The organism is Nereida sp. (assembly GCF_965655635.1).
In the GTDB taxonomy this organism is placed as follows: domain Bacteria; phylum Pseudomonadota; class Alphaproteobacteria; order Rhodobacterales; family Rhodobacteraceae; genus Nereida.
The window spans coordinates 1-18229 of record NZ_CBFHHE010000036.1; the positions used below are offsets into that span (position 1 = coordinate 1).

Genomic DNA, 18229 nt, shown 5'->3' on the forward strand with positions numbered 1-18229 from the left:
CGCGGACGGCGTTTGGTGTAAGAATATCGCTTAGGTTCATTACGATACTACTCTTCTGGGACAATAGGCCGAAGCCTTGCTAATTTGGCGAAGCGCATAATCTGCATATATCAATTGTTCAATCGCTTATTTTCGCTGGGTATAATGACTGGCTACACATTACGTCTAGTCTGCTATTGGTGTTGTGGTTTATTAGTATTTCCCCCACCGGACAACTGGACACCCCTCTTGGAGGGATGTCCATGTCTGTCCGTCTGAATGGGGCGCGGAGAGCTGCGCCACACGCGCAGATGTGTTCTGGTGAGTGCGGTTGCGCTGTTGGTCAAACGGGTAGGGCGGCTATATAATTTTTCATCTATCGGTTTCGCTCACGTCGGTACACACGCACCTCGCTGTCAAGTATCAGATGTGAGTCATCACGCAGCTGCCGCATGTCCTACTCCTTGTTACAACACTACTGCAGGGCGCACCAACAAGTCTATCAAAGTGTGTGTTTGAGAAGCAGACAGATTTTAAGCCTGCTGCCTTAGAGCTAAATGTGATTAGCTAAGAGAGTTAGGAGGCCAGTTATGAAAAGACGACAGTTTGTAGCGGGTATAGGGCTTTTTACCTTAGCTGCTCCTTACGTGAGAGCGGGTAATCAAGCGCTAGGGCTTCTACCTGAGGGCTCTAACGTATTGTTCATGAGGCATGCGCTAGCACCTGGTTTTGGCGATCCAGAAAACTTTGAAATTGGTAACTGTGCGACCCAGCGTAACTTAGACGACGTGGGTAGGGTGCAAGCACAGCAGATTGGATCAATGCTGAGATTAACCGGGTTAGTCTTTGATGCTGTTTACTCAAGCCAATGGTGTCGATGTCGAGAAACTGCAGAGCTTATGGATGTAGGAGAGGTTCAAACTTTTGCTGGGCTAAATTCATTCTTCCAATCACATGCTCCCAAGAAGCAAACCCTTGCATTGCTAATGGGTAAGTTAGACGAACTTCCCAAAGATGAATTAACACTCATGGTTACACACCAAGTGGTAATTCGGTCTGTTACCTCGCTCAGTGTTCAATCTGGAGGTTTAGTGGCTTACGACGCGACGTCTAAGGCTTCCCGAAGGCTTACTGTTAGCTAGTGGTTAAGCGCTCCAGCTAACACTGTGTTCAACACCGTGATTCAGCGCCTAAAATACTCAGCAACACGGCAAAAAGTGTGTGTTTGGTGTGTTTTTGAAAAACACAACTTAAGCGTGTATGGCGCTTTACTAAGTCATTGATATTGCTTAATAAATGGTGCCCTGGGGGGTGGAATCGAACCACCGACACGAGGATTTTCAATGGAGAAGGTGTAAGTTAGACATTTATTATCAATGGCTTACATGGCAAAATTTTTCGTGTGCGTATTAGTGTTTTTTTGATGTCATTTTAAGCATAGGGCGGAAACGCCGTGTTGGACTCGGTAATCGAAGGATTTCAACGCTAACACACTGTTCAACACTCCAAAAGACGCAAGACTGAACACGGACTAAATGAAGTGGAAGTTCGCTTGGACTATTGTTTATGGCCGAAGTGCGGGACAAAGCGGACCTTGATGGTTCTATTGCGAACGGCGGCTTTTCCAAGCCTTCAAGAGCTCAGACTTGAGTTTGAATGACCTACACAAGCCAACTTGGTAAGCGCTAGTATCCGATGTTTGGCTATTCCTTTTCTAATCCGAACTGTGAGAGGAATGGAAGGATTCCGCTACCTATTGCGCGGGCCGCTATTCCGATTTCGCCTGCTTCAATGTTGATCTTTGCCAAGCCGCGTTTATCGTAGTTGCGTCCAATAGCGTCCTTAACAGCCTCGACCATCTCTTGCGTAAGCTCCGGCGACAGACTGCTGTCTATGACAATCATTTCTGGGTCTAGAAAGGCCCGCCCCGCGACTGCAGCAAACGCAATTTGCGGAGCCGCAATTTTCAACCAATCTTCAAACAATCCCCGTTCAGTTATGTTCAGGGGCCTGTTCTCATAAAAGCCATTCGGGCTTAGTCCAGCGGCTTCTGCCGCTGCTTCAAGATAATGCAAGGAAGCGCCTTCAAGCAGTTGGCTAGCCACCCCAGACGACACAGCGCCAGTAGGTAGCGAAGCAATAGCACCTGCCAGGTTGTTTTGCCCTGTGTAGAGCTGCCCACCCAGAGAAATGCCTCCGCCAATAAAAGTTCCAACATAGAAATAGACGAAGCTTTTGTTTCGCTGACGGGCGCCCACAGCGATTTCAGCCAGACAGGCGGCTGAAGCGTCGTTTAAGTCAGTCGTAGGGAGGCCGAAGGCGGCTTCCATATCTTTAGAAAGGTCCGATGACGCCCAGTCGGCCATCGCACCCTTCGGTGCTCCAACCGTCGATTCCCAAGCGCTCAATTCGTCTGGAAGCGCGATACCGATGCCCACAACCCGTTCTTTTTGGGCCGCGGTCATTTTGTCAAAGAGTCCGGCCGTACAAGCCAGCATATCCTGACGGATCGCGTCGAGATTAGGGAATGAATATCGTCGCACAATGCGTTCAAGTATGGAGTAATCGAATGACATACTGACCACTTCGAGCGAGCGGCGGCCCACTTTGATGCCTATCGAAACCGCACCTGTGGGGTCCAATGAAAATGGGACCGAGGGCTGGCCAACCTTGCCCTTAACGGCTTTACCTGGCTGTAGTAAACCGTCTTTCACAAGCCGGTTAACTATTACTGTTGCCGATTGTGCGCTAAGTTCTGACGCGCGCGTCAACTCTGCTTTGCTCATGGGGCCGTTGTCACGGATTAAGTCTAAGAACAGCCTCTCGTTTTGGGGTCGTGCAACGCTCCTCTGTTTTGGAGATATTGCGATAGGTGCGTCTTTAAGCATTAAACTTTAGTCCTGTTTTTCGCGCGTTTGCCCAAGCGAGCAAACTATTCTCAAAACTGAAACTCGATTTTCTAAATATAGCTGGCATCTTCATGCACACCCTGATCCACGCCGGTAATCATCGCTACCACGTCGTTTCCGCTTGCGGTCTTGGCATTCAGAACACCGGCGATCCGCCCTTGACGAAAGACGACAATCCGATCCACCAGATTGAAGACCTGGCGTAAGTTATGAGACACAATAATCACGGGTACCCCGCGTTCTTTAAGGCCTCTGATGATGTTTTCGACTCGTGTTGTTTCTTGAATTCCCAAGGCCGCTGTGGGTTCGTCCATGATAATCAGTTTGGATCCCCAGCCCGCCGCACGACTAATCGCGACGCATTGGCGTTGGCCGCCAGACATACCAGCGACCGATTGGGTTGTATCTGGAATCTTAATGCCAGTTTCTTCCAACAGCTCTTCAGCGCGCTTGGCCATCGCCTTTTTCTTAAGCCATGAAAGTGGTCCGAATTCGAAATAAACATCTTCGCGGCCCAAGAAGATATTCTGCGGGACATTTAGGTGATCAGCGAGAGCGAGATTTTGATAAACAGTTTCAATACCATGTTCGCGCGCGTCATTGGGCGCTTTGAAATTCACGGGAATTCCGTCGATGAAAACTTCGCCCGCGGTGCGTTGTTCCACGCCGGTGATGTTACGCACAAAGGTTGATTTGCCCGCGCCGTTGTCGCCCACGATCGCGATGTGTTCATCGGCAAACATTTTGAAGTCAGCGTTGTTGAGCGCCTGAACACCCCCGTAGTGCTTTGTTAACCCACGTGTTTCTAGAATGACCTTGCGGACATCATCCATCTTTATTTCCTCCCGACGGCGTCTCTGTTGGGTCCAAAAGCAACATTTCAGACCGGAATGTCAATAATTAAATCAAGTTGAATTAATTATTGACATTGAATCGATTCTTTCCTCTTTTAGGGACACACGAAGCTGGGCGTTGGAGGCTCAGCAATTTCTGGGAGGAATAAACGTGAAAATGAATATGACATTCGCAGGTGTAGCTGTTGCTGCGCTTATTGCCGGGTCCGCTGCAAGCGCGCAGGACGTAATCGGCTATATCACAAAGTCCGCGACAAACGCTGGCTGGATGATGATTAACCAAGGTGCAGCTGATGCTGCGGAAGAAGAGGGTGTAAACCTTGTTTCTGTTGGCCCAGCATTCCAAGGTGACCTTTCAAGCCAGCTCGAAGTGTTTGAAAACCTTGTTGCTCAGGGCGCGGCCGCAATTGCCGTGGCGCCAGTTGACAGCGCGGGTATCGCGCCTGCCGTAAATGACGCCATGGGCGCAGGCATTCCAGTTGTCGCAATTGACACCGGTGTCGCTGGAGCAGAGGTGACGTCCTTTGTTGCGACAGACAACTACGCAGTAGCCAAAGTTCAAGGCGCTGTTGCTGCGACCTTGGTCGAAGATGGCCAGCCGATCATTTATGTGACAGGCAATCAAGCACAATCCACAGGGCAAGAGCGCCGCAACGGTTTCGTTGAATCCTTCTCTGCCGCGCGTCCAAACTCTGAAATCCTTGAAGTTCCAACCGAGTGGAACAGCCAAGAAGCGCAAGAAGGCGTTGAGGCGATCCTCAACAGCCGTCAGGATGTTGCAATGGTTGCAAACGCATGGGATGGCGGCACAATGGGTGCCAAAGCAGCCCTTGAAAACCTTGGCTTCTCTGCGGGCGACGTAAAGCTGGTTGGCTTTGACGGTGCTGGCGATGCGATTGCTGCTATGGATGAAGGCTGGGTACACGCCAACACAGCGCAGATGCTGTACCAGATGGGTTACCAAGGCATCAAAGCGGCTTCCGCTGCGGCGCGCGGTGAAGACGTATCCGCACGCATCGACACAGGGTTTTTCCTTGTGACGCCGATGACTTCGGGCACTTATAAAGCAATGGTTGGCATCGAATAATCGACCGACCTTTTAATGAGGGCGCGTCGTTCGACGCGTCCTTTTTCATACAAACTTCAAATTTTTCCGGCGGAAGAAAAAAATGACAGACATCTCGCGTGCCAAAGCCACTACTTCACTTCAAGACCGCATCGTGCTCGGCTTGGTCAAGTTCTTTAAGGCGGAATGGTCCGGCGCATTTCTTGCGATCGTAATCCTTGGCATATCCATCGAGCTTGCCACGTCAGGCCGCCCGTTCTTTCACCCATCAAACTTGATGACAATCCTCAACAACTCGGCCGCGATCGGCATCGTGGCGGGGGGGATGACGCTTGTCATTATCACCGCAGGCATCGACCTATCGGTTGGATCAGTAATGGGGATGACCGCCGCGCTGACGGGGTATGTCGCCAGTTTCTGGGGGTTTCCGCCTTACCTTGCTATCATGACCGGCCTTGGGATCGGCCTTGCAATTGGGGCCTTCAACGGCTCGCTCGTGGCCTATTTTGGGATGCCCGCATTTATTGTCACGCTGGCGGGTCTTTCGATCTGGCGCGGCACTGGTCACCTTTCTACAGGCGCGCAGGCTACGCCAAAGTTGCCTGAAACCTTCGACATGTTTGGACGCTACAACCCGTTTTCAGGTCTGCGCGACGCCTATAAAGAGGGGGAATTGTCGGGCTTTTGGGAAAGTGTGGGTGGCTTTATTGATGACAATTGGATAAGCTTTTTCCGCACCTTTCAAATGTCGATGTTGATCTTTATTGGCTTCTTCATCGTCCTGACCATTATTATTTCGAACACGCGCTATGGTCGCTGGGTCTACGCGATTGGATCGAATGAGCCGGGCGCACGTCAGGCAGGTATCAATACGCCGCGCTATACGCTGCTGACCTATATGTTCTGTTCGTTCTCGGCGGCATTGGGGGCCTTGCTGTTCCTTGGCCGCGCTCCTTATGCAAAATCAGACTACGGGCAGATGTGGGAACTCGACGCAATTGCCGCTGTGGTTATTGGCGGCACGTCCCTTTTCGGCGGACGTGGGTCGCTTTGGGGGACCTTTATGGGGGTGATCCTGCTCAAGCTGATCAACAACGGCCTGACATTGGCCCAGCTTGATACCTTCTGGCAGATGGTTGTCACCGGTCTGATTATTCTGGTTGCCGTCGGCTTGGACATCGTGCGTCAATCCAAGAACCCTGAAAGCGTGCGCAAGCTGTTGGGGGCGATTGCGGCTGTCATGGCCTTCCTTGCCCTGATGACACCCGGAGCTATCTATCTGCGCGCCAAGATCGCATTGTTGGAGCATGGTGCTGCAACCACACTACGCGAAGCAGGAACATCACTTGCCGCGGGCCAAAATGCACGCCTCTTGTCGCCGGATGAAATTACACAGTTGCAATCCGCTGCATCGGCGAACCTTGCTGCAACGCTCTTGTTGCTGGTTCTGGTACTTGCGACTGCATTTGTGGTGCTGAAAACATCGCGCCTGATCAGTTTTGGTTTGGCGGCCGTGTTCATTGTGATGATCCTTCCGGTGTCCTTGTTGGGCTATGAAATCACCGTGCCATTCCTTGTCCTAGGTGCCGCTGCTTTATTGGGAAGCACCTATGTGCATGCGATGTTTGCGAAGGCTCGCATGTTGGACGTAAATGCGCGGTAATTTTGACATAGCGATCGGTGGCGAAAACCTGATCGACACCGTGCACAGGTCTTTGACAAGTGGGCGAAGTTGCGCAAAATCATAACCTTGGAGGGTCACCGTATAATGTTGCGGTGGCCCTTGCGCGTCAGGGGATGACGCCACATTACCTTACCCCGATTTCGATCGATGATTTTGGTGAACAGCTGGCAGATCACTTACAGCGCGAAGGCGTCGTATTGGCAGGTGAACGACGGTCCGAACCGACGACCCAAGCCATTGTCACGCTCGAAAATGGCATACCGAGCGATGTGTTCCATCGGGAAGGGACGGCCGAGCAGGCCATCAGCCAACTCACTTCTCTTGAACAATAGCATCCTCCCATTCCCGGATAAATGCTGCTCGTTTCATTTGATCCAGATATGTCATCAAAGCCGGGTCTAGATTGATGGTCCGTAGGTTTTGAAAATCTTGGGACCGCGAAAGCGGCGGTAGAGGGAAGGTTAACGGATCGCCGATCGATTGAAGTTTCAGGAGGTGGCGGACAAAATTATTAGCGTGCTGAGGGGCTGGAGCGGCCGCGGATACTAAAATCGTCCGCATCATAGTTGTTGGAAATTCTGATGGCAGAATGATTATCAAATCGTCCGAATTCTCTGCCTGCGCCTTTGCGTAGCTTCCCAAGACGTTATAAGCTATTATCAATTTACCAGTCCGTAGATCGTTAATCATCTGACCGGAACAGCAATAGAGCCTTGCTCCTACGCGCCCCATGACTTCAGTCAAGCGCCAATAGGTTTCGGTAGCACGGGCGTCTTGTGTGGCAAAAAGGTAGCCTAAGCCAGATTGCCTCACGTCATAAGTCCCAACCCGTCCCTGAAAATGGTCTGGGTGGTCTCGCATCAACTGAATCAAATCTTGCCGACTGCTTGGGACGTGAATCTGCTTAAAGGCTTGGCGGTTAAGGACAATAGCAGCAGGTTCCGATGTAAATGCAAAAAGGCTGTTATTCCATTGAGCCCATTCAGGGTGGTCAATATTCATGACTGGCGCAGAAAATCCATCGTTTACCAACTTAAGCTGGAGGTCCATTGCGCTGGAAATGACCACATCAAACTGATCGGGCGCAGCGCGGTACAGACGATCGATATCAGCCGTGCCAGTGACAAGGTATTCCACCGACATGTCCGGGGTTGACGCGAGAAAGTCTTGAATAATCGGTGCAAAAAACGAGGTGTCGGTGCTGGACAGAATACGCAATTGCGCTTGACTGGGTTCACCGAAAGACTGTTGGTCTTCCCAGCCTTGGGCGAAGCTGGACACTGGCAACCAAAGAGAAATCAGAAAGATAATGTAACGCATGCGCCGCCCTCTTCTCTGTTGGTCAAGGCCATTGAACCGTTATGGGCGACGATAACCTCTTGCGCGATCGTCAGGCCGAGCCCCGACCCGATCGTGTTGCCCATATCTTTGCCACGCACAAAACGTCCGGACAGTGTTTCGATTTCGTCCACCGCAAACCCCGGTCCGTCATCATAGATGCTAACTGATAAGGTTGGCGAGTTAGAGGCTTTTATAATCACGCCCGTTTCTGCGGGCGCATATTTTAGCGCATTATCTATCAGGTTGCGCAGCGCATTCTGGAGCAAAATCGCATCCCCTTGCAGCGTTGCAGGGCGCTCCAGTTCCATTGTCATCGTGATGTCCTTCATTTCTGCCACGGGCGTCATGCTTTGGACTAGTTCATGCAATAAATCAGCCAGATCGACCTGGACCATTTCAAGGTTCCCGGTTCGAAACGTCACCATCGCATGGTCCAGCAACTGCCCAGCGGCGCGGCTGCTTTCGTCAATCGCGCGTACCATCGCCAGTAGCGATGTACGATTTTCGTCACGGTCCACACGCTGCAACGTCGCTTCGGCATGTGACCTTACTGTCGCAAGTGGGGTGCGAATGCGATGCGCAGCCTCGGCGATGAAATCTTCGGATTGCGTCAGTGAGTGATCCAGCCGCAACATAAAGGTGTTTAGAGATCCGACCAAAGGGGCCATTTCTGACGGGACAGGTTTGGTAAAGCGGCTTAGGTCCTGTGGACCACGGCGGGTCACGGACGATGTCAGTCGGCGCATCTGACGGCTTGTTGTGGATGCAGCCCAAATCGCAAGTGCCGATGACATTGCAAAGAACCCAAGCCCCAGAAACGCGACATTGCGTGAAATTGCGTTAAGTGTGTTCGACAAGGCGTCCTGTGTTTGGGCCACCGACACAAACACGTTTCTAGGGCCGTTTGATCCGATCAAGGTTCGCGCCCCTGAGGCAACGCGCAAAACCTCCCCTTTGAGGGTAGTGTTTTCAAAAATTGTGCTTTCGGGCGCCACATCACGCGGTGATGTTAGCCAATCATACCCCGATAACAGGGTGTTATCTTCGTAGATTGCGTAGAATACGCGATCATCGGCCTCCGTGTTCAACATAGACAGTGACGAATACGGGAAATCGAGCGTTACCTGGCCATCGCGTATGGCTGCTGTATCCAACACCGACGACATCGATGCCTTCAATATGTTGTCTTGGCCTTGTTGTGCCACCTGCGCTGTTAACACCCGAACCACAATAAACAAGACGACGGCCAACAACGCAGCACCGCCCGTCAAGATCAACGCCAACCGGTTGCGCAATGATCCCCAGACAACAACATCAGACGTCATGGTTTAACCTGTAGCCCAGTCCGCGCAGCGTCACGATCCGTAGCTGTGACCCCTCAAGATGTTTGCGCAATCGCCCAATATAAACCTCGATAGCATTTTCCGATACATCGTCGTTATACGAAAATAAACGATCCACGAGCTTTTGTTTCGAGAAAACCTGCCCCTTATTGGCGATCAAAAGTTCTAGCAGCCGAAGTTCACGGTTGCGCAAATTGATACTGTTGCCGTTGACGCGCAACAGACCGGACACGGCGTCAAAATCTACATCCCCGATTGTCTGAACCGATTGGGCAGACCCTGAATTTCGCCGCAAAACGGCACGGCACCGCGCCTGCAGTTCGGCATGATCAAATGGCTTGGTTAGGTAATCATCGGCTCCCAAATCCAACAAACCGATTCTGTCTGACACCTGACTTCGAGCCGTCAAAACAATCACCGATGTCAGGTTTTTAGCGGCACGGTGTTGTTTTAGAAAAGCCCGGCCATCCCCATCAGGGAGCATGATATCAAGCAAAATCAGATCGTATTCACCGGTGTCCACAAATGCATGCGCATCAGCAATTGTAGCAGCATGATCAACGGCATGCCCATCCAGACGGATACGCGAGGCAACCGCCTCGGCTAGCTCCAAATTGTCTTCGACTAGAAGGTATTTCATCTAGGCATCTAACCTTTCAAGTACGTGACAGGTTTGTGTCAGGTTGCCATGGTTTATTACACCATCTAGCCGTCTGAAGAATGGCTATCAAATGGGAGATTAAAATGACAACTTTGAAAATGGGCCGCCGTGCCTTAATCGCTACAGCTGCAGCTGTGGCGACGCTTAGCTTTGGCGCGCCAGTATTTGCCGACGGCCACCAGGTTCTTGACGAAATTCACTTCATCATCCCAGGCGGTGCTGGCGGTGGATGGGATGGCACTGCGCGTGGCACAGGCGAAGCGTTGACCGAAGCAGGACTTGTTGGCACAGCGACTTATGAAAACATGTCTGGCGGCGGCGGTGGTGTGGCAATCGGTTACATGATCGAAAACGCCGAAAGCCTTGAGGGCGCATTGATGGTTAACTCTACGCCCATCGTGATCCGTTCTTTGACCGGTGTGTTTCCTTACAACTTCAACGATTTGACTTTGGTGTCCGGCACTATCGGCGACTATGCGGCAATCGTTGTCGGCAAAGATAGCCCGATTAATTCTATGGATGACCTTCTGGCGGCATGGGATGCAGATCAGAGCGGTACACCGATTGGTGGCGGTTCAGTTCCTGGCGGCATGGATCACCTAGTTGCAGCGATGGTCATGGAAGCATCTGGTCGTGATGCACTGGCAGTGAATTATATCCCCTACGACGCTGGCGGCACAGCAATGGCGGCCTTGCTGTCAGGTGAAATCGCAGCACTGTCCACCGGTTTCTCCGAAGCAGTTGATTTATCGAACGCGGGCGAAGTCAAAATCATCGGTGTCACATCTGATGCACGCGTTGCTGCTGCTTCAGATGCGAAGACCATGATAGAACAAGGCATAGATACAACATTCGTCAACTGGCGCGGCTTCTTTGGTGCACCTGGTATGTCGGACGAAAAGCTGGCCCAATACCAAGCCGCAATCGAAGCTATGTATGACACACCCGAATGGGAAGCCGTGCGTGCGCGCAATGGTTGGGTCAACATCCACAATTCAGGCGAGGATTTCCGCACATTTCTTGAGGCGCAAGAAACTGTCATTGGCGATCTGATGAAAAAGCTGGGCTTCCTCTAAAAGCTCGCGTCATTCGATATCAATGGGCGGAGCGTTCAGACGCTCCGCCTCCTTCTATTTCGGGAATTTGAGGGAATAACATGGCCTTGGATCGTTGGATCGCACTCTGTCTTCTTGGGCTCTGTATCTTGTACGGATACACCGCATGGTTCACCATGGATGCAAGCCTTGCGCCGTTTATGCGCCGCAACCCCATTTGGCCCAGCACATTCCCCAAAGTTCTATCCGTTTTGGGCATTACCGCCTCGTTTATCATTCTGATTGGACTTGAAAAGGGCGAAGAGAAAATCGGCGAGATAGACCACCGTCGCTTGAGCGATTACTTCCTCGGGCAGGCCGTGGTGTTGCTTGGCCTTATGGTTGTCTACGCGCTGTGTCTGCGCCCGCTTGGTTTTTTGTTTTCAACCTCGGCATTCCTGATAGCTGGCTCGTTTATCTTGGGCGAACGTAAATTGCATGTAATGATCCCAGTCGCCCTTATCGCTACCGGAGCTGTCTGGTATCTCGTGCAAGAAGTGCTTGGGATATTCCTGCGTCCCCTGCCAATTTTCGTGGGGGTCTGATATGTTAGAAGGTATTCTGATCGGCCTGCAAACGGCCCTATCCATGCAAAACTTGTTGGTCGTTATTGGCGGCTGTTTGATCGGCACATTCATTGGCATGTTGCCGGGCCTTGGCCCCATGTCGATCATTGCTATTATGATACCCGTGGCGATCACTATGGGCGATCCTTCGGCAGCGCTAATTCTGCTGGCAGGTGTTTATTACGGGGCAATTTTTGGCGGCTCGACATCGTCAATCTTGCTGAATGCACCCGGGGTGGCGGGCACCGTTGCGTCCTCCTTCGATGGTTACCCCATGTCGCGACAGGGCAAAGCCGGCAAGGCTCTGACGATTGCCGCTATCTCTAGCTTTGCAGGTGGCACGATTGGCGCTTTGTTGTTGATGATCTTTGCGCCGATGTTGTCGAGCGTCGCCTTGTTGTTCCACTCACCGGAATATTTCGCGTTAATGGTCGTCGGCCTATCGGCCATCGCGGCCTTTGCGGGGCCTGGTCAAGTGACCAAAGCCCTGATGATGACCGTTCTTGGTCTGATCATGGCAACTGTAGGCGAAGGCGCATTGTTTAATCTGCCGCGCTTTACGGGCGGCATCATGGATCTTCAATCGGGCTTTGGCTTCATCACCTTGGCTATGGCCATGTTCGCTCTGCCGGAAGCTATTTTTCTTGTTCTAAAGCCAAAAAACCTTGGTGCTGATGGCGGTGAAATCAAAGACCTGCGCATCACACGCGCCGAAGCTCGGGCTATCGCGCCAGTCATTGGCCGCCAGTCTGTTCAAGGTTTTTTTATCGGTGTGCTGCCCGGCGCAGGCGCAACAATCGCGTCTTTTCTTGGCTACGCAGTTGAGCGCAATATTGCCTCGAAACATGAACAAGACGAATTCGGCAAAGGTTCTATCAAAGGCCTTGCCGCACCTGAAACTGCTAACAACGCGGCTTGTACTGGCTCGTTTGTGCCGCTGCTGACGCTCGGTATTCCCGGGTCTGGTACAACTGCTATTTTGCTGGGCGCATTGATCGCGCTGAACGTTACGCCAGGTCCGCGCCTGATGATTGACGAGCCACAGATTTTCTGGGCCGTCATCATGTCGATGTTTATTGGTAATCTGGTGCTTTTGGTTTTGAACTTACCCCTGATCCCCTACATTGCCAAATTGTTAGCGATCCCGCGCAACTACCTGATCCCCTTCATCCTATTTTTCACATTGATGGGCGCCTACATCGGACAGAATAACGCGACGGAATTGCTGATGCTTGTTGGGTTTGGAATTTGTGGCATTGCGTTGAAATTCGCTAACTACCCCCTGCCACCTCTTTTGATTGGATTTATCCTCGGTGGCATGATGGAGGATAACTTTTCTCGCTCAATGCAACTCTATGGCGGCGTGTCTTTTGTTTTGGAACGCCCCATGACGCTTGGCCTGTTGGTCATTGCGGCAGGTCTGATCATTGTTCCGATCTTGAGGACCCGCTTGGCCAAGTGATTTTGGAGTCCGAGGGGCTGTCTGACGGTAGCAACGCTACGGCGCAGGCACTTCAACACCGTCAGCCAGCACGGCTTATTGAGGTATTGCCCATGGGCACCGGAAGCCATGATAATCATGAACCAGAGGCCAATCATGCACTAACAATCAACGTGGCCCAGTCAGATTAGGCTGCTCAGGCTCGAAGTCGCCGTTCGCTGCACTTTGCATTAATGTCGGATTTGCAAAAGTCTTTGCAAACTCAATGAGCTGATTAAACAGGCATTACCCCATGCGCGTAAATATACAGCTATTCTGACACTTCTAGAAATCGTCAAATTCAGGAACGTTGCCGAGCCGTGTAAGGAAACTTGGTTCGCCAACTTCTCCACTTTTTGGGTCTTCAACGACCATGTAGGCGTCGGCACCCGCGCAGTTGTCGGATAGCGCCTCTCGTTCGGCTCTGTTTTGTGCTTCAGACGCCGTGGAGTATTCAAATTGCTTGGCAATCTTCAGGCCTGTCTGCTTATCGTGTCCAGCCTCTGTTACAACATAAGTCTGGCAGATGTAGTGAATTTTTTCTCGAGGCTGGTCTGTATCTGTCATCGATGAATCCTTGTGAATGGCTGGGACAATTGAAAGCTGCTGAGAGCAGCCGTAATCAATATCAACGTGATTAAAGTGCGGGGTTTCCCGCGAAACCCTTGCTGAAGACAAAGTGGCGGTAAGTAAACTACTGGGGTGAAGTACCATTCGTCCGACACGACCTGGACGATTTCGAGGTTTTGATTTCTAGAGGCGTGTTTGCTTCTTTTTCAAGGCGGGCGCTGCGAAGTCGGGAATTTTTAGCGTCGCGTTGTGCCCTTTCTTCGCCGATTATTTGCCTAACTATACGTGTCGTCTTGTCTAAAGCGGTTTCCGGTTTGGCGTCGTACATTTTGAACAGGCTGCTTTTGGTAAGTTCGGTCAATTTGCAGTTTCCTTTGCAGTTTAAAGTCGGTATCAGGCCGTATCTTTCAAACTAATGCCAAGTAGTCGAAGTCACCTCGAGCGCGCTGTGGTGGCCGTTGTGTCGGACCGCCCAAGAGTTTAACTTTGATGTCAGGCGCGGCCATGGCGTGCATCAATGCATTGTAATTCATCTTGAATCTCACCTCGCCCCCCACAGTTGGTGGAGACTGCGGTGTTCCAATGACCAGGTGATCGCTAGTTGCACCGATTAATGTGTTACCATCTGGCATTAAAAGCCCGGAAATATCAGTATCTTGATGTCCTATCGCGAGAATTACGCGTGCAGTGGCAGCACCAGCTAGGTCGATGCGTGTTTGATCGAAAAGGGTGACCGAGCAGGGTAAAGGTTTTGCATCGGTTTCAATCACCTCAACAACAAGCGTGAACGCGTCTGTGTGCATCCCGTCGATGTGTTCACCTGACAGAGGTTCAACCCCCAGAAGGATCGCCTCGCCCAATCTTAGATCATTTATCCGACCAGTATAATGCCCACCAAATGCCCACGGTAAGTTGGCAGAATTGCCGCCGGATACAAACTTAAGAAATGGGCCGCATAAACGCTCAACTTCATTAGCCAACCCGCTAAGGGTCTTCATTTGCAACTCCGTTGGAGCCCCCCCATTTAGGCATGCAAAATTTGCTCCAATTCCCCGCAAAGCAACACCCGGAATATTCATGACCTGCCGCGCGACATCTGTCAGGTTTTCGGGCAAGATCCCATCCCGCTGGTCGCCCATCTCGACCATTAAGATGATACCGTGAACAGAACCCTGTCGGATCGCAGCTGCAGCCAACGCTGAAATGACCGAAACGTCGGTGTTGTAGCTCGAGTCACAATACTGAACCACTTGCTCTGTTTGGCTTAACATCGGCGTGCGGATCAGGGTGATGGGGCATGTCACGCCTGCCGCACGTAACCTTTGCACATTTCGCAAACGGGCTTCTGCAAGCCCCACAGCCCCACCACTAAGCATTGCGCGCGCAATTGCAGGATTCCCACAGACAGCCTTAGTCACACCTGTGACGCCAATGCTACGTGTGCCTAAACGTCTGACAAGGGCTTGTGTGTTGTGCCCTATCTTGCCTAAATCCACTTCAATGCGCGGGCAGCTCATATTGCCGTCACTACAGGCCTTTGTATCAATCCTGGATATGCGTTGACGACCATGGCAAGCAGATGTGCAGCCGGTCTCGCTAATGCATCTGTGACAGGTAGCGCGAGTTTTTCGGATTGCGCCGCAATAGTGGCTGTAAGTTCTTCGTCAGACATTCCATCGTGGTTGAGCGTGACACCTATAACTTTTGTACTAGTAAATGATTCGATCAAGGCGATCTCGCTGGCGACAGAAGGCATCGGCATATTGGGAAAGTCACAGCGGTGAGCCCGTTTTGGTGCGTGCTGAAGGATGACAGCATCCGGCTGGCTTCCCCGAAGGATAAAAGCAGAAGTGCAAAAAGCGGGGTGGCTCAAAGCACCTTGACCTTCGATCAAAACTACATCGGGCTGTTCCGCTTCAGAAGCCGCAACAATAGCGCCTTCAAGCTCGCCACAGCAAAACTGAGGCGGCACGGCATCCATCGCGACACCGTATTTCGCACCCTGCATTAGGCCGGTCTGGCCCGTACCAACAAGCACTGTTTTAATGCCCTTCGCATTCAATGCTTGCGCCAAAATGGTCGCCGTTGTGCGTTTACCAATCGCGCAATCGGTGCCAAGAACGGCAATGCGCAGCGCGTTGACATTAGCGACACTGCCATTGAACAAGCGCAGGTCTTTACTAGGTTTTGGCTTTCGGATGTCGCGGATCGTAATCTTCCGTTCAAACGCAGCATTGGATATCTCAACGTCATCACTCAGGAATTCATGCAGCCCGCTTACGATGTTCATGCCTAATTGAATAGCTCGGAGAATAACGCCCCGGTCCACAGCTGAGAGACGTCCGGTAGAAGGGGCCATACCATAGACCAGCGTGTTGGGAATGACGGCTTCGTGAGCGACCGCAGCGTCAAGATGACTAAAGATAGGTATGCTGTTGCTGACATTATCAAGAACGGTCCCGCTGTCTTGGCCGCTACAGTTGCTGTCGATAACAGAAAGGATGTGATAGGCTTGCGAATGGCGCACAAGGCCATTCGCCGTCTTGCCATCGATTTGCGCGAAATTCCCTTCGCAATAGATGACTGCCGTCGGTGAGGCCGTGATCCGCCTGCCTGACGTCAGGTCTACGGATTTTTTCTGTTTGATTGGGGGAGCTTTCGGTTCCCTGGCAGTATGGTGGATGGCTTCGACAGTTTCAGATTTGGTATTCATTTTGGGTCTCTTTTACAGGTTGGCACGAAGGGCAGAATTTCCCGCATCTGTGTCTTTTGAATTGGAATAGAGCCGTGGCGTGGGCCTAGTTGTTAAGGATGCACAGCCCTTTTGATTTTTGGAAATTCTTGTTGCACTGCCAACGGTTGCCCGTCCTGTCCAGATGCGCGTTTTGGGGAACGTCGATCAATTTGCATGCCTCTCGTGAGGCCTCGTATCCACGTTCACACTTCCAGCCTGTGCCGTAGGTTGCGTCGTCAAAATATGCATTTATGGGGATCGCGACAGCTACACACAGTCCAGCCTGTTCAAAGAAGCCACGCTCACATGTCCACGGCTGACCGTATCCTGATCCATTCAGATAGGCGTTGGTTGGAACCGCAATGGCAGTACACAAGTCGCCAGTTTTTTCGAACTCACGTTCGCATGTCCATCGAGAGCCATATGAGGCATCTACCAAGTGTGCATTTTCTGGCAACACTATCTCCTGACATGTGTCATCGACTTTGATGTAGCCGCGCGAACACTGCCACCGTTCGCCTGACGGATCCAAAAACCCACCCTCAGGCACCTCTACTGCAACGCATGCAGTTTCATCGGTCCTGCGAAACCCATGCAGACATTCCCATCCAGATCCGTAGGACCGGTTCGTGTCATATGCGTTTTGCGGCACAATCACAGTGGCACAGGTATTTTTGTTCAGCCTGTATCCAGGGTCACATTCCCAACCTTCACCATAACTTTTGACACTGGCGTTATCAGGCATTGGCTGACTAGCGGTTTGGGCAGTTACAGGTAGTGTAAACAGCAGGATCGCAATAATCGAACTCATGAACAGAGTCATGAATGTTGGTGTGTCCGTTAGGCTAAGGGCAATGCTAGGTTGCGGAAGTCGCGGCTTCATTAACTGTGATTTATGATCCATTTAACTCAAGCCTCGCAAGACACGCGTCTGCTAGATCTCGGCTTGGAGTATCAGTACCTGGCAATGTAGCCCAGCCTGTTTCCATCATCGCATTGCGTCGCTGAAAGGTTAAAGCGTCTTGAAGTGTTGCTAGTTTTGCAGCGCGTTCTTGATCAGTTTGTGCGAGATCCAAACATACGGGCACCATCGCCAATGTGACTTCGTCAGCGGCAAAGCGCTGAGCCATTTCATCCGCACTGCCTGCAGTTGTCCAACCGCCCCAAGTGAAGCCAAGAATAGAGACAGCAATTGCGCCGACCAAGGCACCGGAAACAGCAGGTTTTGTCGATTCGGGAAATTTCATTTTTGGTCCTTTGACGGAGAAAGCGCCGCCGCACTATTTTTGACTACGTACGTGTTTGCATTGGCCTTATCCTGCACAAGAGCCGACTCGTGGTCTCGGTGATCCACTACGCGCAGCTGTGACTTTCCAGCGTACAAATTGATCAGTACAAATTTCTTTGTCTGTGGACGCTTAGCAACGCTATGCCTCTGCATACCTTCCTCGTCTGCCAACACGTTCTATTTTCGCTCACGGTCAGTTCATCTGTGTTAACTGTGAACACAAATGCATGAAAAAAGGACGCAAGTGATGTGGTCGTGCTCAATAACATTGGCAATCTCCCCAAACATCAGACCCCTTTTACAAGACATGACAGCTGAATTTTTCATAATTAATGAGTGTGGTGTGCTCTGACAGGCTAATAGAACTTTACCGCAGAGCACCACAAATTCCGTGATGGTTAGGTAGGGTCTACACATTGGATTTACAAGGTAAGCGCTTCTGCGCGGGGTCGTAAGGCTCACAATTTCTCTTGCGGTCAGAAGAGTGAATGAATGGCTCAGTGCTTAACGGCACATCACGAGCGACCGCATTGCGAAATATTATAGTTGAAACCGTTTCGACTATGCCTCTCGCGCCTTCTCGCAACCTTATTCTCCACAGCCCTACAAATTCCAACATTCGCATATATTTTGCACAAAAGCGCGCGTAACGCGTCAACC

General features: G+C 51.4%; 18 protein-coding genes. 8 read left to right on the forward strand and 10 right to left on the reverse strand.

Features of this window, described 5'->3' with window-relative positions:
• Positions 1–569: 569 nt before the first annotated feature.
• A complete protein-coding gene (locus ACTF5M_RS09855) occupies positions 570–1121 on the forward strand; it encodes a histidine phosphatase family protein (RefSeq protein ID WP_438960833.1) in 552 nt (183 codons plus the stop codon).
• Positions 1122–1682: 561 nt separating this feature from the next.
• On the opposite strand, the gene ACTF5M_RS09860 is transcribed toward ACTF5M_RS09855, so the two are convergent.
• Complete coding sequence (locus ACTF5M_RS09860) at positions 1683–2867, reverse strand: ROK family transcriptional regulator (RefSeq protein WP_438960834.1); 1185 nt, start codon at positions 2865–2867, stop codon at positions 1683–1685.
• A gap of 71 nt (positions 2868–2938) precedes the next feature.
• On the reverse strand, positions 2939–3721 hold the full coding sequence (locus tag ACTF5M_RS09865; protein ID WP_438960835.1) for an ATP-binding cassette domain-containing protein: 783 nt from the start codon (positions 3719–3721) through the stop codon (positions 2939–2941).
• Positions 3722–3899: 178 nt separating this feature from the next.
• On the opposite strand from ACTF5M_RS09865, the gene ACTF5M_RS09870 reads away from it, so the two are divergent.
• From ACTF5M_RS09870 to ACTF5M_RS09880, 3 genes are all read left to right on the forward strand, one after another.
• A complete protein-coding gene (locus ACTF5M_RS09870) occupies positions 3900–4829 on the forward strand; it encodes a sugar ABC transporter substrate-binding protein (RefSeq protein ID WP_438960836.1) in 930 nt (309 codons plus the stop codon).
• Positions 4830–4911: 82 nt separating this feature from the next.
• Positions 4912–6471, forward strand: coding sequence for an ABC transporter permease (locus tag ACTF5M_RS09875; protein ID WP_438960837.1), 1560 nt, complete (start codon positions 4912–4914; stop codon positions 6469–6471).
• Positions 6472–6530: 59 nt separating this feature from the next.
• Positions 6531–6824, forward strand: coding sequence for a PfkB family carbohydrate kinase (locus tag ACTF5M_RS09880; RefSeq protein WP_438960838.1), 294 nt, complete (start codon positions 6531–6533; stop codon positions 6822–6824).
• Here ACTF5M_RS09880 and ACTF5M_RS09885 read toward each other — a convergent pair.
• The 3 genes from ACTF5M_RS09885 to ACTF5M_RS09895 are packed head-to-tail and all read right to left on the reverse strand — an operon-like array spanning position 6805 to position 9816.
• Positions 6805–7812 carry an ABC transporter substrate-binding protein gene (locus ACTF5M_RS09885; RefSeq protein ID WP_438960839.1) on the reverse strand — a complete coding sequence of 336 codons (1008 nt, stop codon included), beginning with the start codon at positions 7810–7812 and terminating at the stop codon, positions 6805–6807. The genes ACTF5M_RS09880 and ACTF5M_RS09885 overlap by 20 nt on opposite strands.
• Complete coding sequence (locus ACTF5M_RS09890) at positions 7791–9158, reverse strand: sensor histidine kinase (RefSeq protein ID WP_438960840.1); 1368 nt, start codon at positions 9156–9158, stop codon at positions 7791–7793. The genes ACTF5M_RS09885 and ACTF5M_RS09890 overlap by 22 nt, the downstream gene beginning before the upstream one ends.
• Positions 9148–9816, reverse strand: a complete 669-nt coding sequence (locus tag ACTF5M_RS09895; RefSeq protein ID WP_438960841.1) for a response regulator transcription factor — start codon at positions 9814–9816, stop codon at positions 9148–9150. Before ACTF5M_RS09895 ends, ACTF5M_RS09890 begins: the two co-directional genes overlap by 11 nt.
• Positions 9817–9920: 104 nt before the next feature.
• Here ACTF5M_RS09895 and ACTF5M_RS09900 point away from each other — a divergent pair, with 104 nt between their 5' ends.
• The 4 genes from ACTF5M_RS09900 (at position 9921) to ACTF5M_RS09915 (ending at position 13129) form a co-directional block, all read left to right on the forward strand.
• Positions 9921–10913, forward strand: coding sequence for a Bug family tripartite tricarboxylate transporter substrate binding protein (locus ACTF5M_RS09900; protein ID WP_438960842.1), 993 nt, complete (start codon positions 9921–9923; stop codon positions 10911–10913).
• Positions 10914–10993: 80 nt separating this feature from the next.
• Positions 10994–11476 carry a tripartite tricarboxylate transporter TctB family protein gene (locus ACTF5M_RS09905; RefSeq protein WP_438960843.1) on the forward strand — a complete coding sequence of 161 codons (483 nt, stop codon included), beginning with the start codon at positions 10994–10996 and terminating at the stop codon, positions 11474–11476.
• Between the two features lies 1 nt (position 11477).
• Complete coding sequence (locus ACTF5M_RS09910; RefSeq protein ID WP_438960844.1) at positions 11478–12959, forward strand: tripartite tricarboxylate transporter permease; 1482 nt, start codon at positions 11478–11480, stop codon at positions 12957–12959.
• Positions 12956–13129 (forward strand): hypothetical protein, encoded by a 174-nt coding sequence (locus ACTF5M_RS09915; RefSeq protein ID WP_438960845.1) that lies wholly within the window; start codon positions 12956–12958, stop codon positions 13127–13129. Before ACTF5M_RS09910 ends, ACTF5M_RS09915 begins: the two co-directional genes overlap by 4 nt.
• A gap of 133 nt (positions 13130–13262) precedes the next feature.
• On the opposite strand, the gene ACTF5M_RS09920 is transcribed toward ACTF5M_RS09915, so the two are convergent.
• From ACTF5M_RS09920 to ACTF5M_RS09940, 5 genes are all read right to left on the reverse strand, one after another.
• The gene (locus tag ACTF5M_RS09920) at positions 13263–13544 is read right to left on the reverse strand and encodes a hypothetical protein (RefSeq protein WP_438960846.1); all 282 of its coding nucleotides are present in this window, start codon (positions 13542–13544) and stop codon (positions 13263–13265) included.
• A gap of 410 nt (positions 13545–13954) precedes the next feature.
• Positions 13955–15064 carry an alanine/ornithine racemase family PLP-dependent enzyme gene (locus tag ACTF5M_RS09925; RefSeq protein WP_438960847.1) on the reverse strand — a complete coding sequence of 370 codons (1110 nt, stop codon included), beginning with the start codon at positions 15062–15064 and terminating at the stop codon, positions 13955–13957.
• A complete protein-coding gene (locus tag ACTF5M_RS09930; protein ID WP_438960848.1) occupies positions 15061–16260 on the reverse strand; it encodes a DUF1611 domain-containing protein in 1200 nt (399 codons plus the stop codon). Before ACTF5M_RS09930 ends, ACTF5M_RS09925 begins: the two co-directional genes overlap by 4 nt.
• An 85-nt stretch (positions 16261–16345) precedes the next feature.
• On the reverse strand, positions 16346–17092 hold the full coding sequence (locus ACTF5M_RS09935) for a hypothetical protein (RefSeq protein ID WP_438960849.1): 747 nt from the start codon (positions 17090–17092) through the stop codon (positions 16346–16348).
• An 82-nt stretch (positions 17093–17174) separates the two neighbouring features.
• Entirely contained in the window at positions 17175–17528 is a 354-nt protein-coding gene (locus ACTF5M_RS09940) for a hypothetical protein (protein WP_438960850.1), read from the reverse strand.
• Positions 17529–18229 lie beyond the last annotated feature (701 nt).

Coding starts and splice junctions, on each gene's coding strand:
- ACTF5M_RS09855 (WP_438960833.1), top strand. CDS start 570: ATGAAAAGACGACAGTTTGTAGCGGGTATAGGGCTTTTTACCTTAGCT.
- ACTF5M_RS09860 (WP_438960834.1), bottom strand. CDS start 2,867: ATGCTTAAAGACGCACCTATCGCAATATCTCCAAAACAGAGGAGCGTT.
- ACTF5M_RS09865 (WP_438960835.1), bottom strand. CDS start 3,721: ATGGATGATGTCCGCAAGGTCATTCTAGAAACACGTGGGTTAACAAAG.
- ACTF5M_RS09870 (WP_438960836.1), top strand. CDS start 3,900: ATGAATATGACATTCGCAGGTGTAGCTGTTGCTGCGCTTATTGCCGGG.
- ACTF5M_RS09875 (WP_438960837.1), top strand. CDS start 4,912: ATGACAGACATCTCGCGTGCCAAAGCCACTACTTCACTTCAAGACCGC.
- ACTF5M_RS09885 (WP_438960839.1), bottom strand. CDS start 7,812: ATGCGTTACATTATCTTTCTGATTTCTCTTTGGTTGCCAGTGTCCAGC.
- ACTF5M_RS09890 (WP_438960840.1), bottom strand. CDS start 9,158: ATGACGTCTGATGTTGTTGTCTGGGGATCATTGCGCAACCGGTTGGCG.
- ACTF5M_RS09895 (WP_438960841.1), bottom strand. CDS start 9,816: ATGAAATACCTTCTAGTCGAAGACAATTTGGAGCTAGCCGAGGCGGTT.
- ACTF5M_RS09900 (WP_438960842.1), top strand. CDS start 9,921: ATGACAACTTTGAAAATGGGCCGCCGTGCCTTAATCGCTACAGCTGCA.
- ACTF5M_RS09905 (WP_438960843.1), top strand. CDS start 10,994: ATGGCCTTGGATCGTTGGATCGCACTCTGTCTTCTTGGGCTCTGTATC.
- ACTF5M_RS09910 (WP_438960844.1), top strand. CDS start 11,478: ATGTTAGAAGGTATTCTGATCGGCCTGCAAACGGCCCTATCCATGCAA.
- ACTF5M_RS09920 (WP_438960846.1), bottom strand. CDS start 13,544: ATGACAGATACAGACCAGCCTCGAGAAAAAATTCACTACATCTGCCAG.
- ACTF5M_RS09925 (WP_438960847.1), bottom strand. CDS start 15,064: ATGAGCTGCCCGCGCATTGAAGTGGATTTAGGCAAGATAGGGCACAAC.
- ACTF5M_RS09930 (WP_438960848.1), bottom strand. CDS start 16,260: ATGAATACCAAATCTGAAACTGTCGAAGCCATCCACCATACTGCCAGG.
- ACTF5M_RS09935 (WP_438960849.1), bottom strand. CDS start 17,092: ATGAGTTCGATTATTGCGATCCTGCTGTTTACACTACCTGTAACTGCC.
- ACTF5M_RS09940 (WP_438960850.1), bottom strand. CDS start 17,528: ATGAAATTTCCCGAATCGACAAAACCTGCTGTTTCCGGTGCCTTGGTC.